Source organism: Bradyrhizobium sp. SZCCHNS3052 (assembly GCF_032484495.1).
In the GTDB taxonomy this organism is placed as follows: domain Bacteria; phylum Pseudomonadota; class Alphaproteobacteria; order Rhizobiales; family Xanthobacteraceae; genus Bradyrhizobium.
The window spans coordinates 1,401,441-1,419,694 of sequence record NZ_JAUETB010000001.1; the positions used below are offsets into that span (position 1 = coordinate 1,401,441).

Annotated in this window: 19 protein-coding genes; 7 read left to right on the forward strand and 12 right to left on the reverse strand. The window is 65.2% G+C overall.

What is annotated here, in order from left to right; all coding sequences use genetic code 11:
• Positions 1-326 precede the first annotated feature (326 nt).
• The 3 genes from QX073_RS06475 to QX073_RS06485 all read left to right on the forward strand — a co-directional run bounded on the left by QX073_RS06475 (position 327) and on the right by QX073_RS06485 (position 4,027).
• Positions 327-2,120, forward strand: a complete 1,794-nt coding sequence (locus tag QX073_RS06475; RefSeq protein ID WP_316203606.1) for a NirA family protein — start codon at positions 327-329, stop codon at positions 2,118-2,120.
• Positions 2,117-3,718: a sulfite reductase subunit alpha gene (locus QX073_RS06480; protein ID WP_316185055.1), complete on the forward strand. Its 1,602-nt coding sequence runs from the start codon at positions 2,117-2,119 to the stop codon at positions 3,716-3,718. Before QX073_RS06475 ends, QX073_RS06480 begins: the two co-directional genes overlap by 4 nt.
• 159 nt (positions 3,719-3,877) lie before the next feature.
• Positions 3,878-4,027, forward strand: a complete 150-nt coding sequence (locus tag QX073_RS06485) for a hypothetical protein (RefSeq protein WP_315711980.1) — start codon at positions 3,878-3,880, stop codon at positions 4,025-4,027.
• A gap of 6 nt (positions 4,028-4,033) precedes the next feature.
• On the opposite strand, the gene QX073_RS06490 is transcribed toward QX073_RS06485, so the two are convergent.
• Genes QX073_RS06490 through pxpB form a run of 3 tightly spaced genes read right to left on the reverse strand, consistent with a single transcriptional unit; the run spans position 4,034 to position 6,614 of the window.
• Positions 4,034-4,801, reverse strand: coding sequence for a 5-oxoprolinase subunit PxpA (locus QX073_RS06490; RefSeq protein WP_315711978.1), 768 nt, complete (start codon positions 4,799-4,801; stop codon positions 4,034-4,036).
• Positions 4,802-4,851: 50 nt separating this feature from the next.
• Positions 4,852-5,886 carry a biotin-dependent carboxyltransferase family protein gene (locus QX073_RS06495; protein ID WP_315711977.1) on the reverse strand — a complete coding sequence of 345 codons (1,035 nt, stop codon included), beginning with the start codon at positions 5,884-5,886 and terminating at the stop codon, positions 4,852-4,854.
• Positions 5,883-6,614: a 5-oxoprolinase subunit PxpB gene (gene pxpB / locus QX073_RS06500; RefSeq protein WP_316167951.1), complete on the reverse strand. Its 732-nt coding sequence runs from the start codon at positions 6,612-6,614 to the stop codon at positions 5,883-5,885. Before pxpB ends, QX073_RS06495 begins: the two co-directional genes overlap by 4 nt.
• Before the next feature lie 247 nt (positions 6,615-6,861).
• Here pxpB and QX073_RS06505 point away from each other — a divergent pair, with 247 nt between their 5' ends.
• Positions 6,862-7,560 carry a ribonuclease activity regulator RraA gene (locus QX073_RS06505; protein ID WP_257164758.1) on the forward strand — a complete coding sequence of 233 codons (699 nt, stop codon included), beginning with the start codon at positions 6,862-6,864 and terminating at the stop codon, positions 7,558-7,560.
• 48 nt (positions 7,561-7,608) lie between these two features.
• Positions 7,609-8,016, forward strand: a complete 408-nt coding sequence (locus tag QX073_RS06510; protein ID WP_316167952.1) for a cupin domain-containing protein — start codon at positions 7,609-7,611, stop codon at positions 8,014-8,016.
• Between the two features lie 77 nt (positions 8,017-8,093).
• On the opposite strand, the gene QX073_RS06515 is transcribed toward QX073_RS06510, so the two are convergent.
• Both QX073_RS06515 and QX073_RS06520 read right to left on the reverse strand, forming a co-directional pair.
• Positions 8,094-8,966, reverse strand: a complete 873-nt coding sequence (locus QX073_RS06515) for a DUF2147 domain-containing protein (protein WP_316167955.1) — start codon at positions 8,964-8,966, stop codon at positions 8,094-8,096.
• 91 nt (positions 8,967-9,057) lie between these two features.
• Positions 9,058-9,534, reverse strand: a complete 477-nt coding sequence (locus tag QX073_RS06520) for an Lrp/AsnC family transcriptional regulator (RefSeq protein ID WP_316167956.1) — start codon at positions 9,532-9,534, stop codon at positions 9,058-9,060.
• Between the two features lie 145 nt (positions 9,535-9,679).
• On the opposite strand from QX073_RS06520, the gene QX073_RS06525 reads away from it, so the two are divergent.
• Entirely contained in the window at positions 9,680-10,699 is a 1,020-nt protein-coding gene (locus tag QX073_RS06525) for a 1-aminocyclopropane-1-carboxylate deaminase (RefSeq protein ID WP_316202341.1), read from the forward strand.
• A gap of 908 nt (positions 10,700-11,607) precedes the next feature.
• Here the strand turns inward: QX073_RS06525 and QX073_RS06530 are convergent.
• Together QX073_RS06530 and QX073_RS06535 are read right to left on the reverse strand one after the other, a co-directional pair.
• Positions 11,608-12,000, reverse strand: a complete 393-nt coding sequence (locus QX073_RS06530; RefSeq protein WP_315712623.1) for a hypothetical protein — start codon at positions 11,998-12,000, stop codon at positions 11,608-11,610.
• A gap of 72 nt (positions 12,001-12,072) precedes the next feature.
• Positions 12,073-12,864 carry a transporter substrate-binding domain-containing protein gene (locus tag QX073_RS06535; protein WP_315711968.1) on the reverse strand — a complete coding sequence of 264 codons (792 nt, stop codon included), beginning with the start codon at positions 12,862-12,864 and terminating at the stop codon, positions 12,073-12,075.
• Positions 12,865-12,948: 84 nt separating this feature from the next.
• On the opposite strand from QX073_RS06535, the gene QX073_RS06540 reads away from it, so the two are divergent.
• Complete coding sequence (locus QX073_RS06540) at positions 12,949-13,464, forward strand: DUF1993 domain-containing protein (RefSeq protein ID WP_315751578.1); 516 nt, start codon at positions 12,949-12,951, stop codon at positions 13,462-13,464.
• Between the two features lie 124 nt (positions 13,465-13,588).
• Here the strand turns inward: QX073_RS06540 and QX073_RS06545 are convergent, their stop codons facing one another.
• The 5 genes from QX073_RS06545 to QX073_RS06565 form a co-directional block, all read right to left on the reverse strand.
• Positions 13,589-13,975 carry a hypothetical protein gene (locus tag QX073_RS06545; protein WP_316202343.1) on the reverse strand — a complete coding sequence of 129 codons (387 nt, stop codon included), beginning with the start codon at positions 13,973-13,975 and terminating at the stop codon, positions 13,589-13,591.
• 193 nt (positions 13,976-14,168) lie between these two features.
• On the reverse strand, positions 14,169-15,167 hold the full coding sequence (locus QX073_RS06550; protein WP_315751577.1) for a hydroxyacid dehydrogenase: 999 nt from the start codon (positions 15,165-15,167) through the stop codon (positions 14,169-14,171).
• Positions 15,168-15,195: 28 nt separating this feature from the next.
• A complete protein-coding gene (locus QX073_RS06555; protein WP_316202344.1) occupies positions 15,196-16,296 on the reverse strand; it encodes a sn-glycerol-3-phosphate ABC transporter ATP-binding protein UgpC in 1,101 nt (366 codons plus the stop codon).
• Positions 16,297-16,315: 19 nt separating this feature from the next.
• A complete protein-coding gene (locus QX073_RS06560; RefSeq protein WP_315711960.1) occupies positions 16,316-17,227 on the reverse strand; it encodes a carbohydrate ABC transporter permease in 912 nt (303 codons plus the stop codon).
• Complete coding sequence (locus QX073_RS06565) at positions 17,227-18,162, reverse strand: sugar ABC transporter permease (RefSeq protein ID WP_315711958.1); 936 nt, start codon at positions 18,160-18,162, stop codon at positions 17,227-17,229. Before QX073_RS06565 ends, QX073_RS06560 begins: the two co-directional genes overlap by 1 nt.
• Between the last annotated feature and the right edge of the window lie 92 nt (positions 18,163-18,254).

Below are 18,254 nucleotides of genomic sequence, written 5' to 3' on the forward strand. Positions count from 1 at the left end.
TTTGGGCAACTCGCTCCGCCGATCAAATTTTGGGCGAAGTGCCCGCGTTTGAAGGCTTGAGCCTGCCAGTGCGGGTTCGCCGATTCGAGCAGCCCTCTGAATTCTCTTACATTTCCTGCTTGTCCCGGCTGGCACGCAATTTGAATATTGCAGTGCAGTCAGCCGCCACAGATGCCGCTGACTGCAGTCCATTACCGGATTTCCGCAGCAACGAAGCTGGTCGGATCGCTCATTTGAACCGCCCCCCCATCGGCCGTTCGACGACGCGATCCTCGTCCCATCCGCAAACGCCATTCGTCCTGGCCGCTGGAGCTTCGTCCGCCATCATGAAAATCGAACCCTTGTCAGTCGACTTCAACGACGAGCAGAAGCGCTACCTTGAGGGGTTGGCCGCCGGCCTCAAGGTCACGCTGGCCGGCCGCGGGCAGGCTGCTGCCGCGACGACGATTGCCGAGCCGACCGGGCCTGACGCCATTCACATCAAGGCGCAGGACAAGGTCATCGCATCCGGGCGCAAGCTCGCCGACCAGGAGAAGGTCAAGCGCGAGCTGCACCCGTTCGATGCCTATGAGCGGCTGAAGGAGCAGGCCCGCAGCAATGCTGCGCCGTCCGCGGCGGACAATTTCCGCTGGCGCTATTACGGCCTGTTTCATGTCGCGCCGGCGCAGGACTCCTACATGTGCCGCCTGCGCATTCCCAACGGCGTGATGAAGCATTGGCAGCTCGCGGGGCTTGCCGACCTCGCCGACCGGCTCTGCGGTCCCTATGGCCACGTCACGACGCGCGCCAATCTGCAGCTACGCGAGATCCCGCCCAAGCATGCCGTGATGCTGCTGGAAGGTCTGTCGGATCTCGGCCTGACGGCGCGCGGCTCCGGCGCCGACAACATCCGCAACGTGACGGGAACGCCGACCGCCGGCATCGATCCGCAGGAGCTGCTGGACACGCGTCCTTTCGCGCGCGAATGGCACTTCCACATCCTCAACGACCGCTCGCTCTACGGCCTGCCGCGCAAGTTCAATGTCGCCTTCGACGGCGCCGGTCGGATCGCGGCGTTGGAGGACACCAACGACATCGCGTTCTCGGCGGTCGAGGTGAAGGACGGATTCGGCGTTGCGCCGGGCGTGTGGTTCAAGCTCGGCCTCGGCGGCATCACCGGACACAAGGATTTCGCCAAGCCGACAGGAATCATCGTCGAGCCGGAGCGGGCGACCGAGTTGGCCGACGCCATCGTGCGGCTGTTCATCGAGACCGGCGACCGCACCAATCGCCTCAAGGCGCGGCTCAAATACGTGCTCGACAGCATGGGCCACGACAAATTCATGGAAGCCGTTGAAACAAGGCTCGGCCGCAAGCTGGCGCGCGTCCCCGACGAGGCGCTCGAGCCGCGTCCCGATTCGGACCGGATGGCCCATATCGGCGTGCACCAGCAGAAGCAGCAGGGGCTGAACTGGATCGGCGTCGTGCTGCCGCTGGGCAAGCTGACCACGGATCAGATGCGTGCGCTCGCCAAGGTCGCTGCGGATCTCGGCGACGGCGAGATCCGGCTCACGGTCTGGCAGAACCTGCTGCTCTCGGGCGTTCCCGACGACAAGGTCGCGCTGGCCTGCGCCGCAGTCGAGCAGATCGGACTGTCGGTCAAGGCCTCGCACATCCGCGCCGGACTGATCGCCTGCACCGGCAACGCCGGCTGCAAGTTCGCAGCATCCAACACCAAGAAACATGCGGCCGAGATCGGCGACTGGTGCGAGAGCAGGGTGGACGTCGACACGCCGCTGAACATCCATCTCACCGGCTGTCATCACTCCTGCGCCCAGCACTACATCAGCGACATCGGCATGATCGCGGCAAAGGTGCCGGTTGGTGACGGCGATGAAACGGTCGAAGGCTATCATCTGTTCGCCGGCGGCGGCTTCGGCCCGCAGGCCGACATCGGCCGCGAGGTCTATCGTGACCTCAAGGCGGCGGATGCGCCTGTAACCGTCGAGAAGCTGCTCAAGGCCTATCTCGCCCATCGCGCCTCGCCCGAGGAGACCTTCCTGTCGTTCGCACGTCGTCACGACGGCGAAACGCTGCGCAATCTCGCCGAAGCCCAGATTTCGTCGGAGGTCTCAGCATGAACCAGATCACGCCCATGTCCAAGATCGAGATCATTCCTCCGACGGCGCCATTTTCCGAGGCGCAGCGCTCGTGGCTCAACGGTTTCCTGGCCGGAGCGTTCGGTCTCGACGGCGCGACGGCATTGTCGCCGGCGCAGAACGGCGCCGTGCTCGCGCTCGCGGGCGACGGTGATGACGGCGAGGCGCCATGGCACGATCAGACCATGCCGATCGGCGAGCGCATGAAGCTCGCCGAGGGCCGTCCGCTGCGCCGGCGCATGATGGCGGCCATGGCACAACAGGACTGCGGCCAATGCGGCTACAATTGCAGCGACTATTCGGATGCGATTGCCGATCGCAGCGAGGCGCGGCTCAACCTGTGCGTCCCCGGCGGCAAGGAAACCGCGCGGATGCTCAAGGCGCTCTACGAGGAGATCGACAAGGCTCCGGCCGCGGCCAAGCCCGCTGCGGCTGCGCCGGCCACGGTCTCCGTCGTCGTCAGCGAGCCCGGTCGCTCGCGCGACAATCCGGTCGAGGCGACGTTCCTGTCGCGGCGCCTGCTCAACAAGCCGGGCTCGGAGAAGGAGACCTGGCACATTGAGTTCGATCTCGGAGAGAGCGGGATCGACTACGTCGTCGGTGATTCCTTCGGCATCTTCGCCAAGAACGATCTCGGCCTGGTCGATCAGATTATCGCATTGCTCGGCGCCTCGCACATGACCGAGGTGAACGGCAAGCCGCTGCGGCAGTGCCTGCTCGAGGACGTCTCGCTGGCGCCGGCGCCGGATTCGCTGTTCGAGCTGATCTCCTTCATCACCGGCGGCGCGACCCGCGAGAAGGCGCGGCAGCTGGCGCAGGGCGAGGATCCCGATGGCGACGCGGCGACGCTCGATGTGATGGCGGTGCTGCAGAAGTTCTCCGGCGTCCGGCCGCATCCCGAGGCCTTCGTCGAGGCGCTGGAGCCGCTGCAGCCGCGGCTCTACTCGATCTCGTCGTCGCACAATGCCACGCCCGGCAAGCTGTCGCTGACGGTCGACTGCGTCCGCTACGTCGTTGGCAAGCGCAAGCGGCTGGGACTTGCCTCGACCTTCCTGGCCGAGCGGATCAATCCCGGCGACAAGCTGCGCGTCTATGTGCAGAAGGCGCATGGCTTCGCGCTGCCGGCCGATCCGAAGACGCCGATCATCATGGTCGGCCCCGGCACCGGCGTCGCGCCGTTCCGCGCGTTCCTGCACGACCGCAGGGCGACCGGCGCGCCGGGCAAGAACTGGCTGTTCTTCGGCCATCAGCGCAGCGACTGCGACTTCTTCTACGCCGACGAGCTCAACGCCATGAAGACCGCCGGCCTCTTGACGCGGCTGTCGCTGGCGTGGTCGCGCGACGGCGACAAGAAATTCTACGTCCAGGACCGCATGCGCGAGGTCGGCCGCGAGGTGTGGACCTGGCTCGCCGACGGCGCCCATCTCTACATCTGCGGCGACGCCAAGCGCATGGCCAAGGACGTCGAGCGCGCCCTGGTCGACATCGTCGCCCAGTTCGGCGCGCGTTCGACGGACGAGGCGGTGAGTTTCGTCGCGGACCTCAAGAAGAAGGGCCGGTTCCAGCTCGACGTCTACTGAGCTGGAACCCGGCGGAGAATATTCTCAGTCGCAACATCGGCCGAGAATTTTTTGGTTCCAAGCGGACCCGAAACAGGGGGCTTGTCGTTATTTCGCCGGTTGCCTTGCACCCGGCCGCGGGAACGCTTTTCTCATGGCCGGAACTTCAGGAGACCGGCCATGCGCACGATATCCACGCCCCTGCGACAGATGCCCCAGGCCCGCGCCATTCGCGAACGCGGCGCAACCGTCGCGCTGGTTGCCTTCTACAGCGCGATGGCGCTGATTGCCGCGATCACCCTGGGCACGTCTTTCACGCATCCGTTCTGATTCTCATCACCTCTTGAACGGCGCGACCGTGATGGCGGCCGCGTCGAGCGCCTTGCGGACCTCCCGCGCAATCTCGACCGCGCCGGCGGTGTCGCCATGGATGCAGACGGTGTCGGTCCGCATCTTCATCACCTTGCCAGTCACCGAAATCACCGCGCCGTCCTGAACCATGCGCACCACACGATCGGCGATGACCTTGGGATCGTGCAGCACGGCGCCGGGCTTGCTGCGCGACACCAGGAGTCCATCGTCGCCATAGGCGCGATCGGCAAACACCTCGTGAGCCATCCTCAGATTGGCCTTCTCGCCAGCGGTCACCAGCTTGGAGTTGGCGAGCACGACGAAGATCAGGCTCGGATCGACGGCCTTGATCGCCTTGGCGATGGCGTTCGCCGTCATGTCGTCCTCGCAGGCGACATTGGACAGCGCGCCGTGTGCCTTCACATGCGTGACCTTGTGACCGGCCGCGGTGGCGATCGCCTGCAGGGCGCCGATCTGATAGGCGACGAGGTTCTCGATCTCCGATGATTTCAGCCCCGGCATCGGACGCCGACCGAAACCATGCAGATCGCGATAGCCGGGATGCGCGCCGACGCTGACGCCTTTGGCCTTCGCCATCTCGACCGTCCGCCGCATGATGTCAGCGTCACCGGCATGAAAGCCGCAGGCGACGTTGACCGACGTCGCCAGCTCGATCATGGCGGCGTCATTGCCCATTTCCCACGGGCCAAAACTCTCTCCGAGGTCGCAGTTCAGATCGACGGTGCTGGTCATGTCAGGGTCCGCTCGTTGATGGGTCCGAAGCAACGTGAGATGTGATCAAACTAATCGGGAGTGACTCCGGGCCAGGTGGTGGCGTCGGTTGCGCTGACGGCATGACCGGCCACATTGGCCGTGAACAGCGCATCGACGTTGAAGTCGCTGCTCGCAAGCTCGGTGACGCGGCCGGGCAAGCTGCGCAGCAGATCCTTGTAACGACGCAGTTCGGCCTGCGCCTCGGCCATGCTCACGGCCTTGAAGCGGAATGGCGTGCCGGCCGGCGTCTGCGCCAGGCGGCCGAAATCGGCCGTGATGACGGTCGCGATCTTCGGATAGCCGCCGCTGGTGCCGCGGTCCGACATCAGCACGATCGGCGAACCGTTGCCGGGCACCTGGATGCTGCCGTCCACGGTGCCGTCCGAGACGATGTTGTGACCGTGCAGGTGGCGCATCTGCGGCCCCTCGAGGCGATAGCCCATGCGGTCGCTGGTCGCCGAGACCATCCAGTCGCTGCCGAGGAATAGCGCTTTCATCTCGTCGCTGAACTCGTCGTCCTGCGGTCCCATGACGACGCGAATCGCGCCGCCGGCTTTCGGCAGATCGATCCGCAGTTCCGGCGCATCGCCGGCGGGCGCGACTTCGAACACGTCGCCGGCCTGAAGCGGGCGGGGGTAGGGGCTGCCGAGCCCGGCGCGCGCATTCACCGAGAGACTGTTGAACATCGGTTCGCCGGCGATGCCACCGGCGATGGCGAGATAGGTGAACGAGCCGCCGCGCGCAAAGCCGAGCGTGAGCTGCTCTCCGTCGTTCAGCGTCACCGACGTGTTGATCTCGACCTGCCGCTTGGCGACATCCGCCAGCCGTTGCGCGCCGGCGAGCGCCACGCGCACCGCGCCGCCCTTCGCCGCGAACGTCGCGCCGAATGGGCCGATCTCGATCGCAGCCGCCATCAGCTCATTGCCGACGAGGCTGTTGGCTGCCGCCAGCGCCAGCTTGTCCATCGCGCCGGACGGCGTCAGCCCGTAGCGCTGCGCGCCGAAACGCCCGCCATCCTGGACCGAGCTTGCCGGGCCGATCTGTGAGACGACGAGCGTGCTCATGCGGCGATCCGCTCGGCGATGAGCTCGCCGCCCTCGGCGGCGCGCTCCTGCTCCGCGAAGGTCTTGACGTCAACGGCATAGAAGCTGACCTCGTCGCCGGGCTCGAGCAGAAAGGTCGGCTCGCGATGCAGTTGAAACGTCCGCATCGCGGTGCGGCCAAGCAGGTGCCAGCCGCACGGGCCGGCAAGGCATTGGATGCCGGTCTGGATGCCGCCGATGGCGATGATGCCGGCAGGCGTCCAGAGCCGCGGATTCTGGCGGCGCGACATCTGCAGCGTGGGATCGAGACCGGACAAATAGGACCAGCCCGGCGTGAAGCCGATCATTGCGACGCGATAAGTGCTGGCGATATGGCGTGCGACGACTTCGTCCGGCGTGAGGCTCAACGCCTTGGCGACATCCTCGAGGTCGATGCCATTCTCTCCGCCATAGCAGACTGGAACCCGCCAGCGCCTGACCTCACTTTCCGGCGCGAGCGACCCGGCCGACAGCGCCAACAGCTTTGCTCCAAGGGTGTCGTGGTCGATCACACCTGCATCATAGTGCACGAGCAGCGAGCGATAGGTCGGCACCGTCTCCGTGATGCCCTCGATCCCGGCCGCTGCCACCGCATGGTCGAGCGCCAGGACGCGGCGGTTGGCGGTCTCGTCGATCGTCCGGCTGAACTCGACGGTGACGGCGCTGTCGCCGCTGGGCAGCAGGCGAGGAGGTGGAAAAGGATCGGCCATGAGTCCGAAGTGATCCGCGTTGGTGTTCCTCATCTAGCTGTTTTCATGCGCCAGTGGAATTGGGTCCAAGGCAAAAAGTCTCGAAAATTCAATAAATTAATCGGATGTCTTGCGATAAGGAGGCCTTATCGGGTGCACGCAAGCCCCGCATGCGCCGGACGCACCGCGCATGCCCTTGACGCCGCCTTCGTCGCTCGCAAGATGCGCCTGCTTTTTCAGCCAGCCCGTTTGGAGCGCCAGTCTCAAGATGTCCCTAACTCCCGAAGCCATCGCCACCCTGTCTCAAGTCACCACCGCGACCATCACCACGGTCCTGCTGAAGAAGGGGTTGCGCAATGTCTGGCTGCGCGGCGCCAAGCCGCTGCGCCCGGGACAGAAGCGGCTGGTCGGTCCCGCCTTCACGCTGCGCTTCGTGCCGGCGCGCGAGGATCTGGCGACCCCGGAATCCTGGTCGTCGCCGATCTCGACCCGCACCGCGATCGAGGCCATGCCCGAAGGCTGCATCGCCGTGGTCGATGCGATGGGCGTCAAGGACGCCGGCATCTTCGGCGACATTCTGTGCGCCCGCATGGTCAAGCGCGGCGTCACCGCGCTGATCACCGATGGAGTCGTGCGCGACCTCGAAGGCGTGCTCGGCACCGGCCTTCCCGTGTGGTGCGATGGGTACGCCGCGCCGCCGTCGGTCGCAGGGCTCACCTTCGTCGGCTGGGGCGAGGCGATCGGCTGCGGCGGTGTTGCCGTGTTTCCGAACGACGTCATCGTCGCCGACCAGGATGGCGCCGTGCTGATCCCGCAGGCGATGCTCGATCACGTGCTCGCGGAAGGTCCCGAGCAGGAGCGCATGGAAGCCTGGATCGTCGATGAGGTGAACAAGGGCGCGGTGCTGCCGGGTCTCTATCCGATGAACGCCGAGACCAAGGCGCGCTACGCCGCGTCGAAGAAGTAGTTCACGGCGCCGATTGATCAACGACACAGCTTCAGGAAAGGCAGAACAATGGTCGATGTTTATCTCGCGGGCTCGCGCCCCACGCGCCGCGCAGCCGCGGAAAGCTTTACGGGCACGGTCTGGCAGGACCCGATCATCACGCCGCAGGCTCCAGCCCGCGTCGCCTCGGCGCGCGTCGCGTTCGAGCCGGGCGCGCGCACGGCCTGGCACACCCATCCGCTCGGTCAGACGCTCTATGTCATCCAGGGCGTCGGCCGGGTGCAGGCCAAGGGCGGGCCGGTGCGCGAAATCAAGGCCGGCGACGTCGTCTGGATCCCGCCGGGCGAGAAGCATTGGCATGGCGCCGCGCCGACCACCGGCATGGTCCACGTCGCGATGCATGAATCGCTCAATGGCGAGCACGTGACCTGGATGGAGCACGTCACCGACGAGGAATACGCAATCCCGGTCGGCTGATACATCACTGAGAACGGTGCGAGCGCGCGGTCGCAGGGCCGCGCGCTTTGCGTTTGGAGGCGCGTCGCGCGCCGGGCTCAGTTCACCCGCGTCCAGGTCTGGCCGCCGCAGAACATGCCGCCGAAGGCGCAGCCCTGCACGCGCAGACTGTCCGCCCCCTTCAGTGCGATGGTCGAATCGTAGGTGCTGCCGCTGTTCGGATCGAAGATGCGGCCGGTCCACTTCTTCTCCTGGGCCTTGTCGCTCGGCCGCATGTTGATCAGGATCTGCTCGCCGTTCTGCTTGGTCTTCGCATCCACGGTGTAGCCGCAGAGATTGGTGCCGCAGGGCTCGATGCGAATCTGGCCCTCCTTCTCCTCGGTCAACCAGATGCCGACCGGCGAGCTGGGATCGCGACCGGCGGTCTGCGCCGCGGCGGGCGGCGCGGCTGCCGTGGTCACGGCAGGCGTCTGGGCTGGCCGCGGTGGCGGCGGCGCGGCGGCGGGAGCCGGCGCGGCAGCAGGAGCCGCAGCGGCCGTTGCAGCGGCTGGCGGCGCAACCGGTGCCGTGGCGTTGGCGGCTGGGGCCGCCGGAGGTGGCGGCAGCGGCGCCGGTGGCGCGGCCGCCTGGACGGGAGGAGGCGCCGCCGGCGGGCTCGCTGGTGCGGCTGCCGTCGGAGCGGGCGCCGCAGGGACGGGAGCAGGGGGCGCGGTCGTAGCCGGAGCCTGCGCGGGCGGGGCCGGCGTGACCGCCGCCTCGGTGGGCGCCGGAGGCGGCTTGGCCGTATTGTCCTGGTCGCGCTTGGTGCGCTTGGTCTTCTTCTGCTCGGTATTGTCGTAGACGCCGGGGATCTGCACGGTGCCGCGGTCGGGATCGATGCGGATCGTCTTGCCGCCATACTCGATGACGTATTGCGCCTCGGCGGCACTGCTGGCCAGAACCAAAGCCGCGACGGCCAACAGCCTTTTCATCCGTGTCTCCGCGATGTCGGTTGCTGATGTGAGCGAGCTCACGCGCTGGTAAGTCGCCGATGCGGCGCCACCGGTTCAATGCCCGGCCTGCTCAGAAATCGAGCGGCGCATTGTCGACCACCTCCTTCATCACAAAGAACGTGCGCGTCTGCCGCACGCCCGGCAGCGAGATCAGCTGGTCGCCATGCATCCGGTTGAAGTCGTGCATGTCGCGAACGCGGATCTTCAGGAAGAAGTCGAAATCGCCGGCGACGAGATGGCAATCGAGCACGAATTTCAGTTTGCGGATCGCCGCCTCGAAGGTGCGAAAGCTCTCCGGCGTCGAGCGATCGAGCACGACGCCGACCAGCACCAGCGCGCTGCGCTCGACCTTCTCCGGCGCGATCTGGGCGCGCACGCCCTTGATGTAGCCCTCCTCGAACAGGCGCTGGGTGCGGCGATGGCAGGTGGCCGGACTGACATGAACGGTGGCGGCAAGCTCGGCATTGCTCATCCGGCCGTCCTTCTGCAGCAGTTGCAGGATGCGCCGATCGACCCGGTCGAGATCAATAGTGGAAGATCCTCTCATTTTTTCCGTCATATGCGGACATATCTCTTGCCGGTGTCAATTCTTGCGGACGTAAGCACGAAAACGCAGGCCAATAAAGAGAGCACCTTTCTCCGCCTTTTTCGTATGTTTCGGCCGGCCCTTTCATCCACCCACGGAGAGACCCGTGCTTCGGCTCGACAAGTTCAAGAAGTATCCGCTCACCTTCGGTGCCACCCCGATCGAGCATCTGCCGCGGCTGACCGCGGCGCTCGGCGGCAAGGTGCAGATCTATGCCAAGCGCGACGACTGCAATTCCGGTCTCGCGATGGGCGGCAACAAGCTGCGCAAGCTCGAATACATCGTGCCCGATGCGATCGAATCGAATGCCGACACCCTGGTCTCGATCGGCGGCGTGCAGTCGAACCATACCCGCATGGTGGCGGCGACAGCGGCCAAGATCGGCATGAAGTGCGTCGTCGTGCAGGAGAGCTGGGTGCCGCACGAGGACGCCGTCTATGACCGCGTCGGCAACATCCTGATGACGCGCCTGATGGGCGCCGACAGCCGCATCGTCGAGGACGGTTTCGACATCGGCATCCGCAAGAGCTGGGAAGATGCGATCCAGTCGGTCAAGGATGCCGGCGGCAAGCCCTACGGCATTCCGGCCGGCGCCTCCGTGCACAAGTTCGGCGGTCTCGGCTATGTCGGCTTCGCCGAGGAGGTGAGGGTGCAGGAAGCCGAGATGGGCATCAAGTTCGATTACATCATCGTCTGCGTCGTCACCGGCTCGACCCAGGCCGGCATGATCGTCGGCTTCGCTGCCGACGGCCGCGCCGACCGCGTCATCGGCATCGACGCCTCCGGCACGCCGCAGCAGACCCGCAGCCAGGTGCGGCAGATCGTCGACAACACCGCTGAGCTCGTCGAGCTCGGCCGCAAGGTCCGCGACGACGAGATCGTGATCCTCAACGACTACGCCTATCCGGCCTATGGCGTGCCGAGCGCCGAGACCAACGAGGCCATTCGCCTGGCCGCCCGCACCGAGGCGATGATCACCGACCCGGTCTATGAGGGCAAGTCGATGCAGGGCATGATCGACCTGGTCAAGAAGGGCTACTTCCCGGAAGGGTCGAAGGTGCTCTATGCGCATCTCGGCGGCGCCCCGGCGATCAACGGCTACAGCTACACGTATCGCAACGGGTGAGGGCGGCTTCATCGTCCCTCGCAGCGTCGCGGTGAGCCGGGCTCCCACGCCACACTCCGCTGTCGTCCCGGCCTCCGAGCCGGGACTCATAAGCACCGGCCGTGGTGTCGTCGCGAGCCATCCACACATGACGCCGTCATTCCGGGGCGCGCGCAGCGCGAGCCCGGAATCCATAACCACACGTGGACGTGTTGGGCACGCCGGCTGCTCCATCTCGTTCCAACAAAGTCCGCTTCGGAGTATGGATTCCGGGCTCCGCTGCGCGCGCCCGGAATGACAGCGAGTGTGCTGACAGACTTTCGCTTGCATGACATCGCTACACATGAGCTGGCGTTCTCGCGACGCATGGCGTCCGAGTGATCCATCAGTCGAACCCTCTCAATCAGAAGAGGGCGCAGGGAATGCCGGGTGAGGGCCTCACCCATGGCCCGCCTGCGAAAAAAATGCAGGCGGCAGGTACCACAGGTGCTGCCGATCAACCGGCATTCCCTGCGCGACGGTCTTAACGCTTATACGCAGTCTCCCTGGTGCGCCGGGCTTGTTGGCCACCATGGTCCGCGCGGCGCGTTAGCGCCGCCGCGAACGTGACACCAGCGTCGGGGTGTCAGGACCCTGCGACTTCACGTCCGCAAGCTGCCGTTCGTCCGCGTGCAAGCACGCTTTCGGCATCTCGCGGCCATCGCCTCCCCACCTCGCGTGTCGTGACGATTGCGCGCGACGCCCCTCTTCGAGGAGGCGGGATGGCGGCAGTGAACCATATTTTTCTGAAAAACGAAAGTCGAATATTTTTCGCCCAGGGACTGGACAGGGGTCTTCCTACTGAAATTGCGAAAGAACATTTTGTTTCGGCGCAGCTCTTCCTTGCGGGTTCTCCTCAGGTGCCGGCAGACGGCAGCGACTTCCAGGGACTATGCACTCGGCAAATCGAGGCCGTCAGGCAGCCTGATCCACAGGACGGTTTGCGCGTCCGCGGAGTGACGCGACAGATGACCCTTTCCGTGCGTGTCCTCCACCAGCACAAACTCGCCTGCGGAGACGCGCCGCACCTCGCCGTCGCTCGTCTCGTATTCGACCGCCCCGCTCAGTCTGACGGTCAACACCCGCCCCGGAACGGTGTGCCAGTCAACCTGGCGCATACCGGCGGGGATCTGCGTAAACTCGACGCTTGAGGCGATATAGCGCTTGGAAACTTGAAACGGCTTGGCGCCGGGGGCGACGGTCACAGCCGCCGCCGTCGGGATATCCACTTCACCGAAGCGGGACTCGCCGTCGGGCGTTGCGTAGATCCGAAGACACTTCATCGCATGTCGTCCTTTGCTGGCGGGCCAGAAGATCATCCGGTCATCATTGCCCGACGGAAGACCGCGGACATGTTACTCGAACCAATTCTTGTAGATCGCCTGGTAGCTGCCGTTCTCGGTCGAGATATGCAGCCACTGGTCCACGAACGCTTTGAGCGCCACGTCGCGCTGCAGCCAGTAGGCTTTCTCGGAGAAATCGAACGGCTTCTCCGGGTGCACGGCGCAGAGCACGCCGGGATGCAGCTTCTGCTGATAGCGCGTCTCGGAGGCGTCGGTCATCATCAGGTCGGCGTCGCCCTTGGCGATCTCGTCGAAGATGGTGACGTTGTCGGGGTGGACGCGGATGTCGGCTGACTTGATGTTGGCGCGGGCGAAGCGCTCGTTGGTGCCGCCCGGATTGACCACGACCCGGGTGCCGGGCTTGTCGATGTCGGACAGCGTCTGGTACTTCGAGGTGTCGGTGCAGCGCGCGATCGGGGTCTTGCCCTCGCGCATGATCGGCGTCGAGAACAAGCCCTTCTTCTGGCGGTCGAGCGTGATCGATACGCCGCCCATCGCGACATCGAACTTGTCGGCCTCGAAATCCTTCATGAGCTGCGGCCAGCTCGTCGGCACGAACTCGACCTTGACGCCGAGCGCCTTGCCGAGCGCCTCGGCCATGTCGACGTCGAAGCCGGAGAATTTTCCGGTCGCCTTGTCGAGATAGGTGAAGGGCTTGTAGTCGCCGGTCATGCCGACCCGTAAGCTGCCGCGCTGCACGATCTCGTCGAGGCGCGAGGGCTGGTCGGCGAGTGCGGCAGTGGCGAGACCGCAGGCCAGCACGGCTGCGGTCACGGCGGCGACGGTCCGGTTGAAAAATCCCATATTGAATCACCTCGCATGATGTGGCCGCGCTATTCATAGCGGAGGTCGCCACGCGCGACGAGGGGCAAGCAGGAAGGTTGGTTGATGAGCATTTCCTTGGTGCAGGCGTCGGTCGAGGTGTTCGTGCCTTATCTTCACAACCTCTCGGGGGTGCTCGACAAGGCCGCTGCCTTTGCCGAGGCGCGCCGCATCGATCCCGCCGACCTGCTGCAGGCCCGGCTGGCGCCTGACATGTACAACCTGATCCGGCAGGTCTGCGAAGCCAACCGCCACGCCACCATCGCTTGTGCGCTGCTCGCCGGCCGCGCGCAGCCGACCGTTGCCGACAGCGACACGGATATGGCCGGGTTGAAGGCGCGGATTGCAACCGCGATCGACGATGTGCGCAGCGTGCCACCTGCGGCGATCGAGGAGGGCGCGAAGCGGGAGGTCAGCTTCACCTTCCGCAACGGTGCGACGCGCAGCTTCGACGATGGCCGCTCATTGCTGCTCACGTTCAGCCTGCCGCAGTTCTTCTTTCACGTCACCACGGCCTACGACATCCTGCGTCACGCCGGCGTGCCGCTGGCGAAGCCGGACTATCTGGGCGCGCGGAGGTAGGCCCTTCCGGAGCGGGACGGCAGGCGGCCTCAAGGTCCACAAAATACGAATGGCCAGGATGGAACCCGGCCATGGGATTTGGAGACATCGCAACGAAGACGGAGTGGTCCGGGCGGCCGGAGCGCTACCTCTCGCTGGGCGCAACCGGGCCCTTGCCGGTCATCTCGTTCTTCAGCGCCTCGAAGCGCTCGATCGCCTCTCGCGCGCGGGTGTCGACCGTCTTGACGGCAGCTTCGGCGGTCATCGGTCCGCTGCTCACGGCGATCGAGGTCGGCCCGACGGTCTCGTCGACATAGTAGCCGTCCTCGCCCCGCCGTGCCGTCCAGCGGAAGCGGATCGCGGAAATCGGCCCAGGTCCGAGCTTGGTGTAGCCGTCGGCCTGATCGAGAGAGACGACAGCCGCGGCAGCCTTCTTCGACGACGGCGCCGCCTTGTCTGCCGACCTCGTCGCTTCAGGCTGATCGAGAATGCTCGCTATCGTTGCGAGCGCGTGCTCGGTCGCAACACTCATGGCCGCCTCTGTTCCTACCGGCGCGCGTAAAATCCGGCGCCGATAGTCACAGTTGTAGCTGGATTTGGCCAAGTTGCAAGAATGCGTTGAAAGTTGGGCGCCAAAGCGGTGGAGAAAGGTCCTGACATCCGCGTGATGAGGGCGGGTCCTGCCTCGTCGCCGACGGGACAGGACCATTGCACCGGCCGGACGACTACAAGACATCCTGATTGATCACGTTCTGCCGAATCGGATCGCCATCGAGCACGCTGAGAATGTTGCGCGCCGTCTGCTCGCTCATGCGGTCGACCGCCTCTCGCGTCACGCCAGCGACGTGCGGAGCCATGATCACGTTGGGCAGCGCATGCAGCGCGTGGCCGACCGGCGGCGGCTCCTGCTCGAACACGTCGAGGCCAGCGCCGGCGAGCCGGCCCGAGGACAGCGCGTCATAGAGCGCGGCCTCGTCGATCAGGCCGCCGCGCGCGGTGTTGATCAGATACGCCGTCGGCTTCATCAGCTTGAGACGCGCGGCGTTGAACAGGCCGATGGTCTCCGGGGTCTTCGGGCAGTGGATGCTGACGAAGTCGGCGCGCGGGAGCGCAGTGTCGAGATCGGCAACGGGCTCGCAGCCCGCGGCGGTGATGTCGGCTGCGGGCTTGTAGGGATCGTAGACCAGGACCTGCATCTCCATCGCGAGGCAGCGCTTGGCGGTGCGGGTGCCGATGCGGCCGAAGCCGATGATCAGCACGGTCTTGCCGTAGAGATCGAACGGCAGCACGCCGAGCCGCGCGCCCCAGGTGCCGTCCTTGACCATCGCATGCATCTCGTTGGCGCGCTTGGCCAGCGTCAGCATCATGAACAGCGCCTGCTCGGCAACCGAGGGCGAGTTCGCCGTGCCCGCGACCATCAGCGGCACCTTGTGCCTGGAGAGCGCGGGCACATCGACCGCGTCGAAGCCGACGCCGATTCGGGTGACGACTTTCATGTCGCCGGCCGCGATCAGCTCCGGCTCTCCAAAGCGCGTGGCGCCGAGCGCGACGCCGTGCACCGGCGCGTGGGACTTCAGCAGGTCGGAAAAATCCACCGCCGAGATCATGTTGGGGAACTCGATCATCTCGACATCATCGCGCGCCGCCAGCAGCGCGCGGCCCTTGGCCGAGAAGGATTCCGTGACGAGGATCTTGTTCTTGTTGGTTGCCGTCCTGGTGGTCATGTCCTGCCCTTGAAGCGTCTTATGCTCGTCAGATGACGAGGCCTGAAGCCTCATTTAGCAGGTGCATGTTGTTGAGGTCCATTGCCATGCGCAGAGGGCTGCCATCCCGCGCGCCGGCATTGGGGTTGACCCGCCCGCAGACCGGCGTCTCGTTGAGGGCGAAGTAGACAAGCGTCTCCATGCCCATCGGCTCGGTGACGTCGAGCAGCGCCTCGAACGGCTCAATCCCAGGCTCCGCATGCGGCTTGGTCTCGGCGATGTGCTCCGGCCGGATGCCGAGCAGCAGCGGCTCGTTCCGTGACACGGATTGATAGCGCGCGGCGCGCGCCGGCGGCAGCGGAAAGGCGATCCGGTCGGTGAGGCGGATGTGGAGCCGGCCATTGGCCTCCTCGAGCCGGCACGGCACGAAGTTCATTGCGGGCGAGCCGATGAAGCCGGCGACGAAGCGTGTCGCCGGATTGTGGTACAGCTCGTTCGGCGTGCCGATCTGCTCGATGCGGCCCTTGTTCATGACCACGACACGATCGGCCAGGGTCATCGCCTCGACCTGGTCGTGGGTGACGTAGACCGTCGTGGTGCGGACCTTCTGGTGCACCTTCTTGATCTCGATGCGCATCTGCACGCGCAACTTGGCGTCGAGGTTGGACAGCGGCTCGTCGAACAGGAACACCTTGGGATTGCGCACGATCGCACGGCCCATCGCGACGCGCTGGCGCTGGCCGCCGGAGAGCTGCTTGGGCTTGCGGTCGACGAGGTCGGCGATGTCCAGCATGCGCGCGGCCTCCGCCACGCGGCTCTTGATCTCGGCCTTCGGGTAGTGCTTCAGCCGCAGCCCGAACGACATGTTCTCGGCCACCGTCATGTGCGGGTAGAGGGCGTAGTTCTGGAACACCATGGCGATGTCGCGATCCTTCGGCGGCACGTCGTTGACGACATCGCCGCCGATGGTGATGTCGCCGTCGGAGATGTCCTCGAGCCCTGCGATCATCCGCAATGTCGTCGACTTGCCGCAGCCGGACGGGCCGACCAGCACGACGAACTCGTGGTCGGCGATATCGAGATCGATGCCCTTGACCGCCTCGACGTCGTCATAACGCTTCACGACCTTGCGCAAGCTCACTTCAGCCATGTGTGATCAACCCCCGTCATCAGCCTTTGGTCGCGCCGGCGGTGAGCCCGGCAATGTAATAGTCCATCAGGAACGCGTAGATGATCAGCGGCGGCGCCGCGCCCAGCAGCGCGCCGGTCATGATCTGTCCCCAGTTGAAGACGTCGCCCTTGATCAGGCTCGTGACGATGCCGACCGGCAGCACCAGTTGGTCGGTCGAGGTCGTGAACACCAGCGGATACAGGAACTGCGCCCAGGAGACGGTGAAGGCGAAGATCGTCGCGGCGATCAGACCGGGCAGGGCGACGGGAATGAAGATCCGCGTCAGCGTCTGCAGCCAGGAGGCGCCGTCGATGATCGCGGCCTCGTCGAGCTCCTTCGGGATCGAGGCGAAATAGCCGATCATGATCCAGGTGCAGAACGGCACCGTCAGGGTCGGATAGATGAACAGCAGCACGTACCAGCGATTGATCAACTGGATGCCGGTGACGTCGCCGATCAGCGCGAACATCTTGAACAGCGGAATGAACAGCAGGCTGTCCGGGATCAGATAGGTCAGGAATACGCCGGTCGCCAGCGTCGCCGAGCCCCAGAACTTCATCCGCGACAGCGCGAATGCGGCGGGGATGCTGATCAGCATGGTGATGATCACCACGACGATCGAGACCATGGCCGAGTTGAAGAAGAAACGCTGAAACTGGTTCGAGGTGAGCAGCTCGACATAGTTCTCCAGCGTCGGATGGAACACCCACCACGGATTGGTCGCCGCGGAGATCTCCGCGCTGCCCTTCAGCGAGGTGATCAGCATGTAGAGCGGCGGCACCAGCGAGAAGATCGCGAACAGCGTCAGGAAGAAATACGACCAGCGCAGCGCCCAGGCGCGGTCGCGGCTCATCGAGCCATATTTGACGGTACGGGTCGGGCCGGCCTTGTCGATCGTGACGGTGCTCATCAGGACTCGTTCCCCCGCTTGTTGACGTCGCGCAGGATGAAGATGGCGGCGACCGCCAGGATCGGCACCATGAACAGCGAGACGCTGGCGCCGAGCGGAATGTCGCTGCCCTCGATGCCGACGCGGAACGCCCAGGTCGCGAAGATGTGCGTCTTGTCGAGCGGGCCGCCGGCGGTGAGGATGCGCACGATGTCGAAATTGGCGAACGTCACGATCAGAGAGAACAGCGTCGTGATCGCGATGATGTTGCGCATCATCGGCAGGGTCACGTACCAGATCCGCTGCCACCAATTGGCGCCGTCGATCGCCGCGGCCTCATAGAGCTGATCCGGGACAGATTTCAGCGAGGCCAGGTACATGATCATGAAGAACGGCGCGCCGTACCAGATGTTGACCAGGATCACCGAGAACCGCGCCCAGGCGGCATCCCCGGTCCACGGGATCGGGCCGATGCCGAAGAAGGCGAGCGTGTAGTTGAAAGCGCTGTAGGACGGGTCGAACAGCCACAGCCAGGCCAGCGTGCTCATCGCCGGCGGGATCACCCAGGGTACCAGCAGCATGCCGCGCCATTTGCGCTGCCCCTTGGCGGGGATGTTGTGGACGAAATGAGCGACGATGAAGCCGATCAGCGCCTTGAACACGACGGCCGTGATGGCGAAGATGCAGGATTGCTTGACGACCAGCCAGAACGTGTCGCGCTTGAACAGGAACTCGAAATTGCCGAAGCCGACGAAGCGCTGCATCGACTTGTTCAGGGTCGCCAGATGCACCGAATACAGGGCGGGATAGACGACCAGGAGCACGATCAGCAGGATCAGCGGCAGCGTCATCAGGAAAGCGGCGGTCGATTTCCGCTTCAACGCCCTGTGCAGACCATTGCGGCGGGCCGCGCGAGGGCGGGCGACGGCGTTTTCACCGATGGCGGCATCAACCATGAGAAAAGGCTCCTCGTGATGTCCCCTGCGACAGCGGGGTCCTCACTGGATGGGAAACACTGACAAGGTGAAAGGGGGCGGCCCGCCTGCTG

What these genes read in the sequence shown, in the direction of transcription:
- QX073_RS06480 (WP_316185055.1), top strand. Translation starts at nt 2,117, where the DNA reads ATGAACCAGATCACGCCCATGTCCAAGATCGAGATCATTCCTCCGACG.
- QX073_RS06505 (WP_257164758.1), top strand. Translation starts at nt 6,862, where the DNA reads ATGTCCCTAACTCCCGAAGCCATCGCCACCCTGTCTCAAGTCACCACC.
- QX073_RS06530 (WP_315712623.1), bottom strand. Translation starts at nt 12,000, where the DNA reads ATGAAGTGTCTTCGGATCTACGCAACGCCCGACGGCGAGTCCCGCTTC.
- QX073_RS06565 (WP_315711958.1), bottom strand. Translation starts at nt 18,162, where the DNA reads ATGGTTGATGCCGCCATCGGTGAAAACGCCGTCGCCCGCCCTCGCGCG.
- QX073_RS06510 (WP_316167952.1), top strand. Translation starts at nt 7,609, where the DNA reads ATGGTCGATGTTTATCTCGCGGGCTCGCGCCCCACGCGCCGCGCAGCC.
- QX073_RS06490 (WP_315711978.1), bottom strand. Translation starts at nt 4,801, where the DNA reads ATGACCAGCACCGTCGATCTGAACTGCGACCTCGGAGAGAGTTTTGGC.
- QX073_RS06495 (WP_315711977.1), bottom strand. Translation starts at nt 5,886, where the DNA reads ATGAGCACGCTCGTCGTCTCACAGATCGGCCCGGCAAGCTCGGTCCAG.
- QX073_RS06535 (WP_315711968.1), bottom strand. Translation starts at nt 12,864, where the DNA reads ATGGGATTTTTCAACCGGACCGTCGCCGCCGTGACCGCAGCCGTGCTG.
- QX073_RS06520 (WP_316167956.1), bottom strand. Translation starts at nt 9,534, where the DNA reads ATGAGAGGATCTTCCACTATTGATCTCGACCGGGTCGATCGGCGCATC.
- QX073_RS06475 (WP_316203606.1), top strand. Translation starts at nt 327, where the DNA reads ATGAAAATCGAACCCTTGTCAGTCGACTTCAACGACGAGCAGAAGCGC.
- QX073_RS06550 (WP_315751577.1), bottom strand. Translation starts at nt 15,167, where the DNA reads ATGACCACCAGGACGGCAACCAACAAGAACAAGATCCTCGTCACGGAA.
- QX073_RS06515 (WP_316167955.1), bottom strand. Translation starts at nt 8,966, where the DNA reads ATGAAAAGGCTGTTGGCCGTCGCGGCTTTGGTTCTGGCCAGCAGTGCC.
- QX073_RS06540 (WP_315751578.1), top strand. Translation starts at nt 12,949, where the DNA reads ATGAGCATTTCCTTGGTGCAGGCGTCGGTCGAGGTGTTCGTGCCTTAT.
- pxpB (WP_316167951.1), bottom strand. Translation starts at nt 6,614, where the DNA reads ATGGCCGATCCTTTTCCACCTCCTCGCCTGCTGCCCAGCGGCGACAGC.
- QX073_RS06545 (WP_316202343.1), bottom strand. Translation starts at nt 13,975, where the DNA reads ATGAGTGTTGCGACCGAGCACGCGCTCGCAACGATAGCGAGCATTCTC.
- QX073_RS06485 (WP_315711980.1), top strand. Translation starts at nt 3,878, where the DNA reads ATGCGCACGATATCCACGCCCCTGCGACAGATGCCCCAGGCCCGCGCC.
- QX073_RS06555 (WP_316202344.1), bottom strand. Translation starts at nt 16,296, where the DNA reads ATGGCTGAAGTGAGCTTGCGCAAGGTCGTGAAGCGTTATGACGACGTC.
- QX073_RS06560 (WP_315711960.1), bottom strand. Translation starts at nt 17,227, where the DNA reads ATGAGCACCGTCACGATCGACAAGGCCGGCCCGACCCGTACCGTCAAA.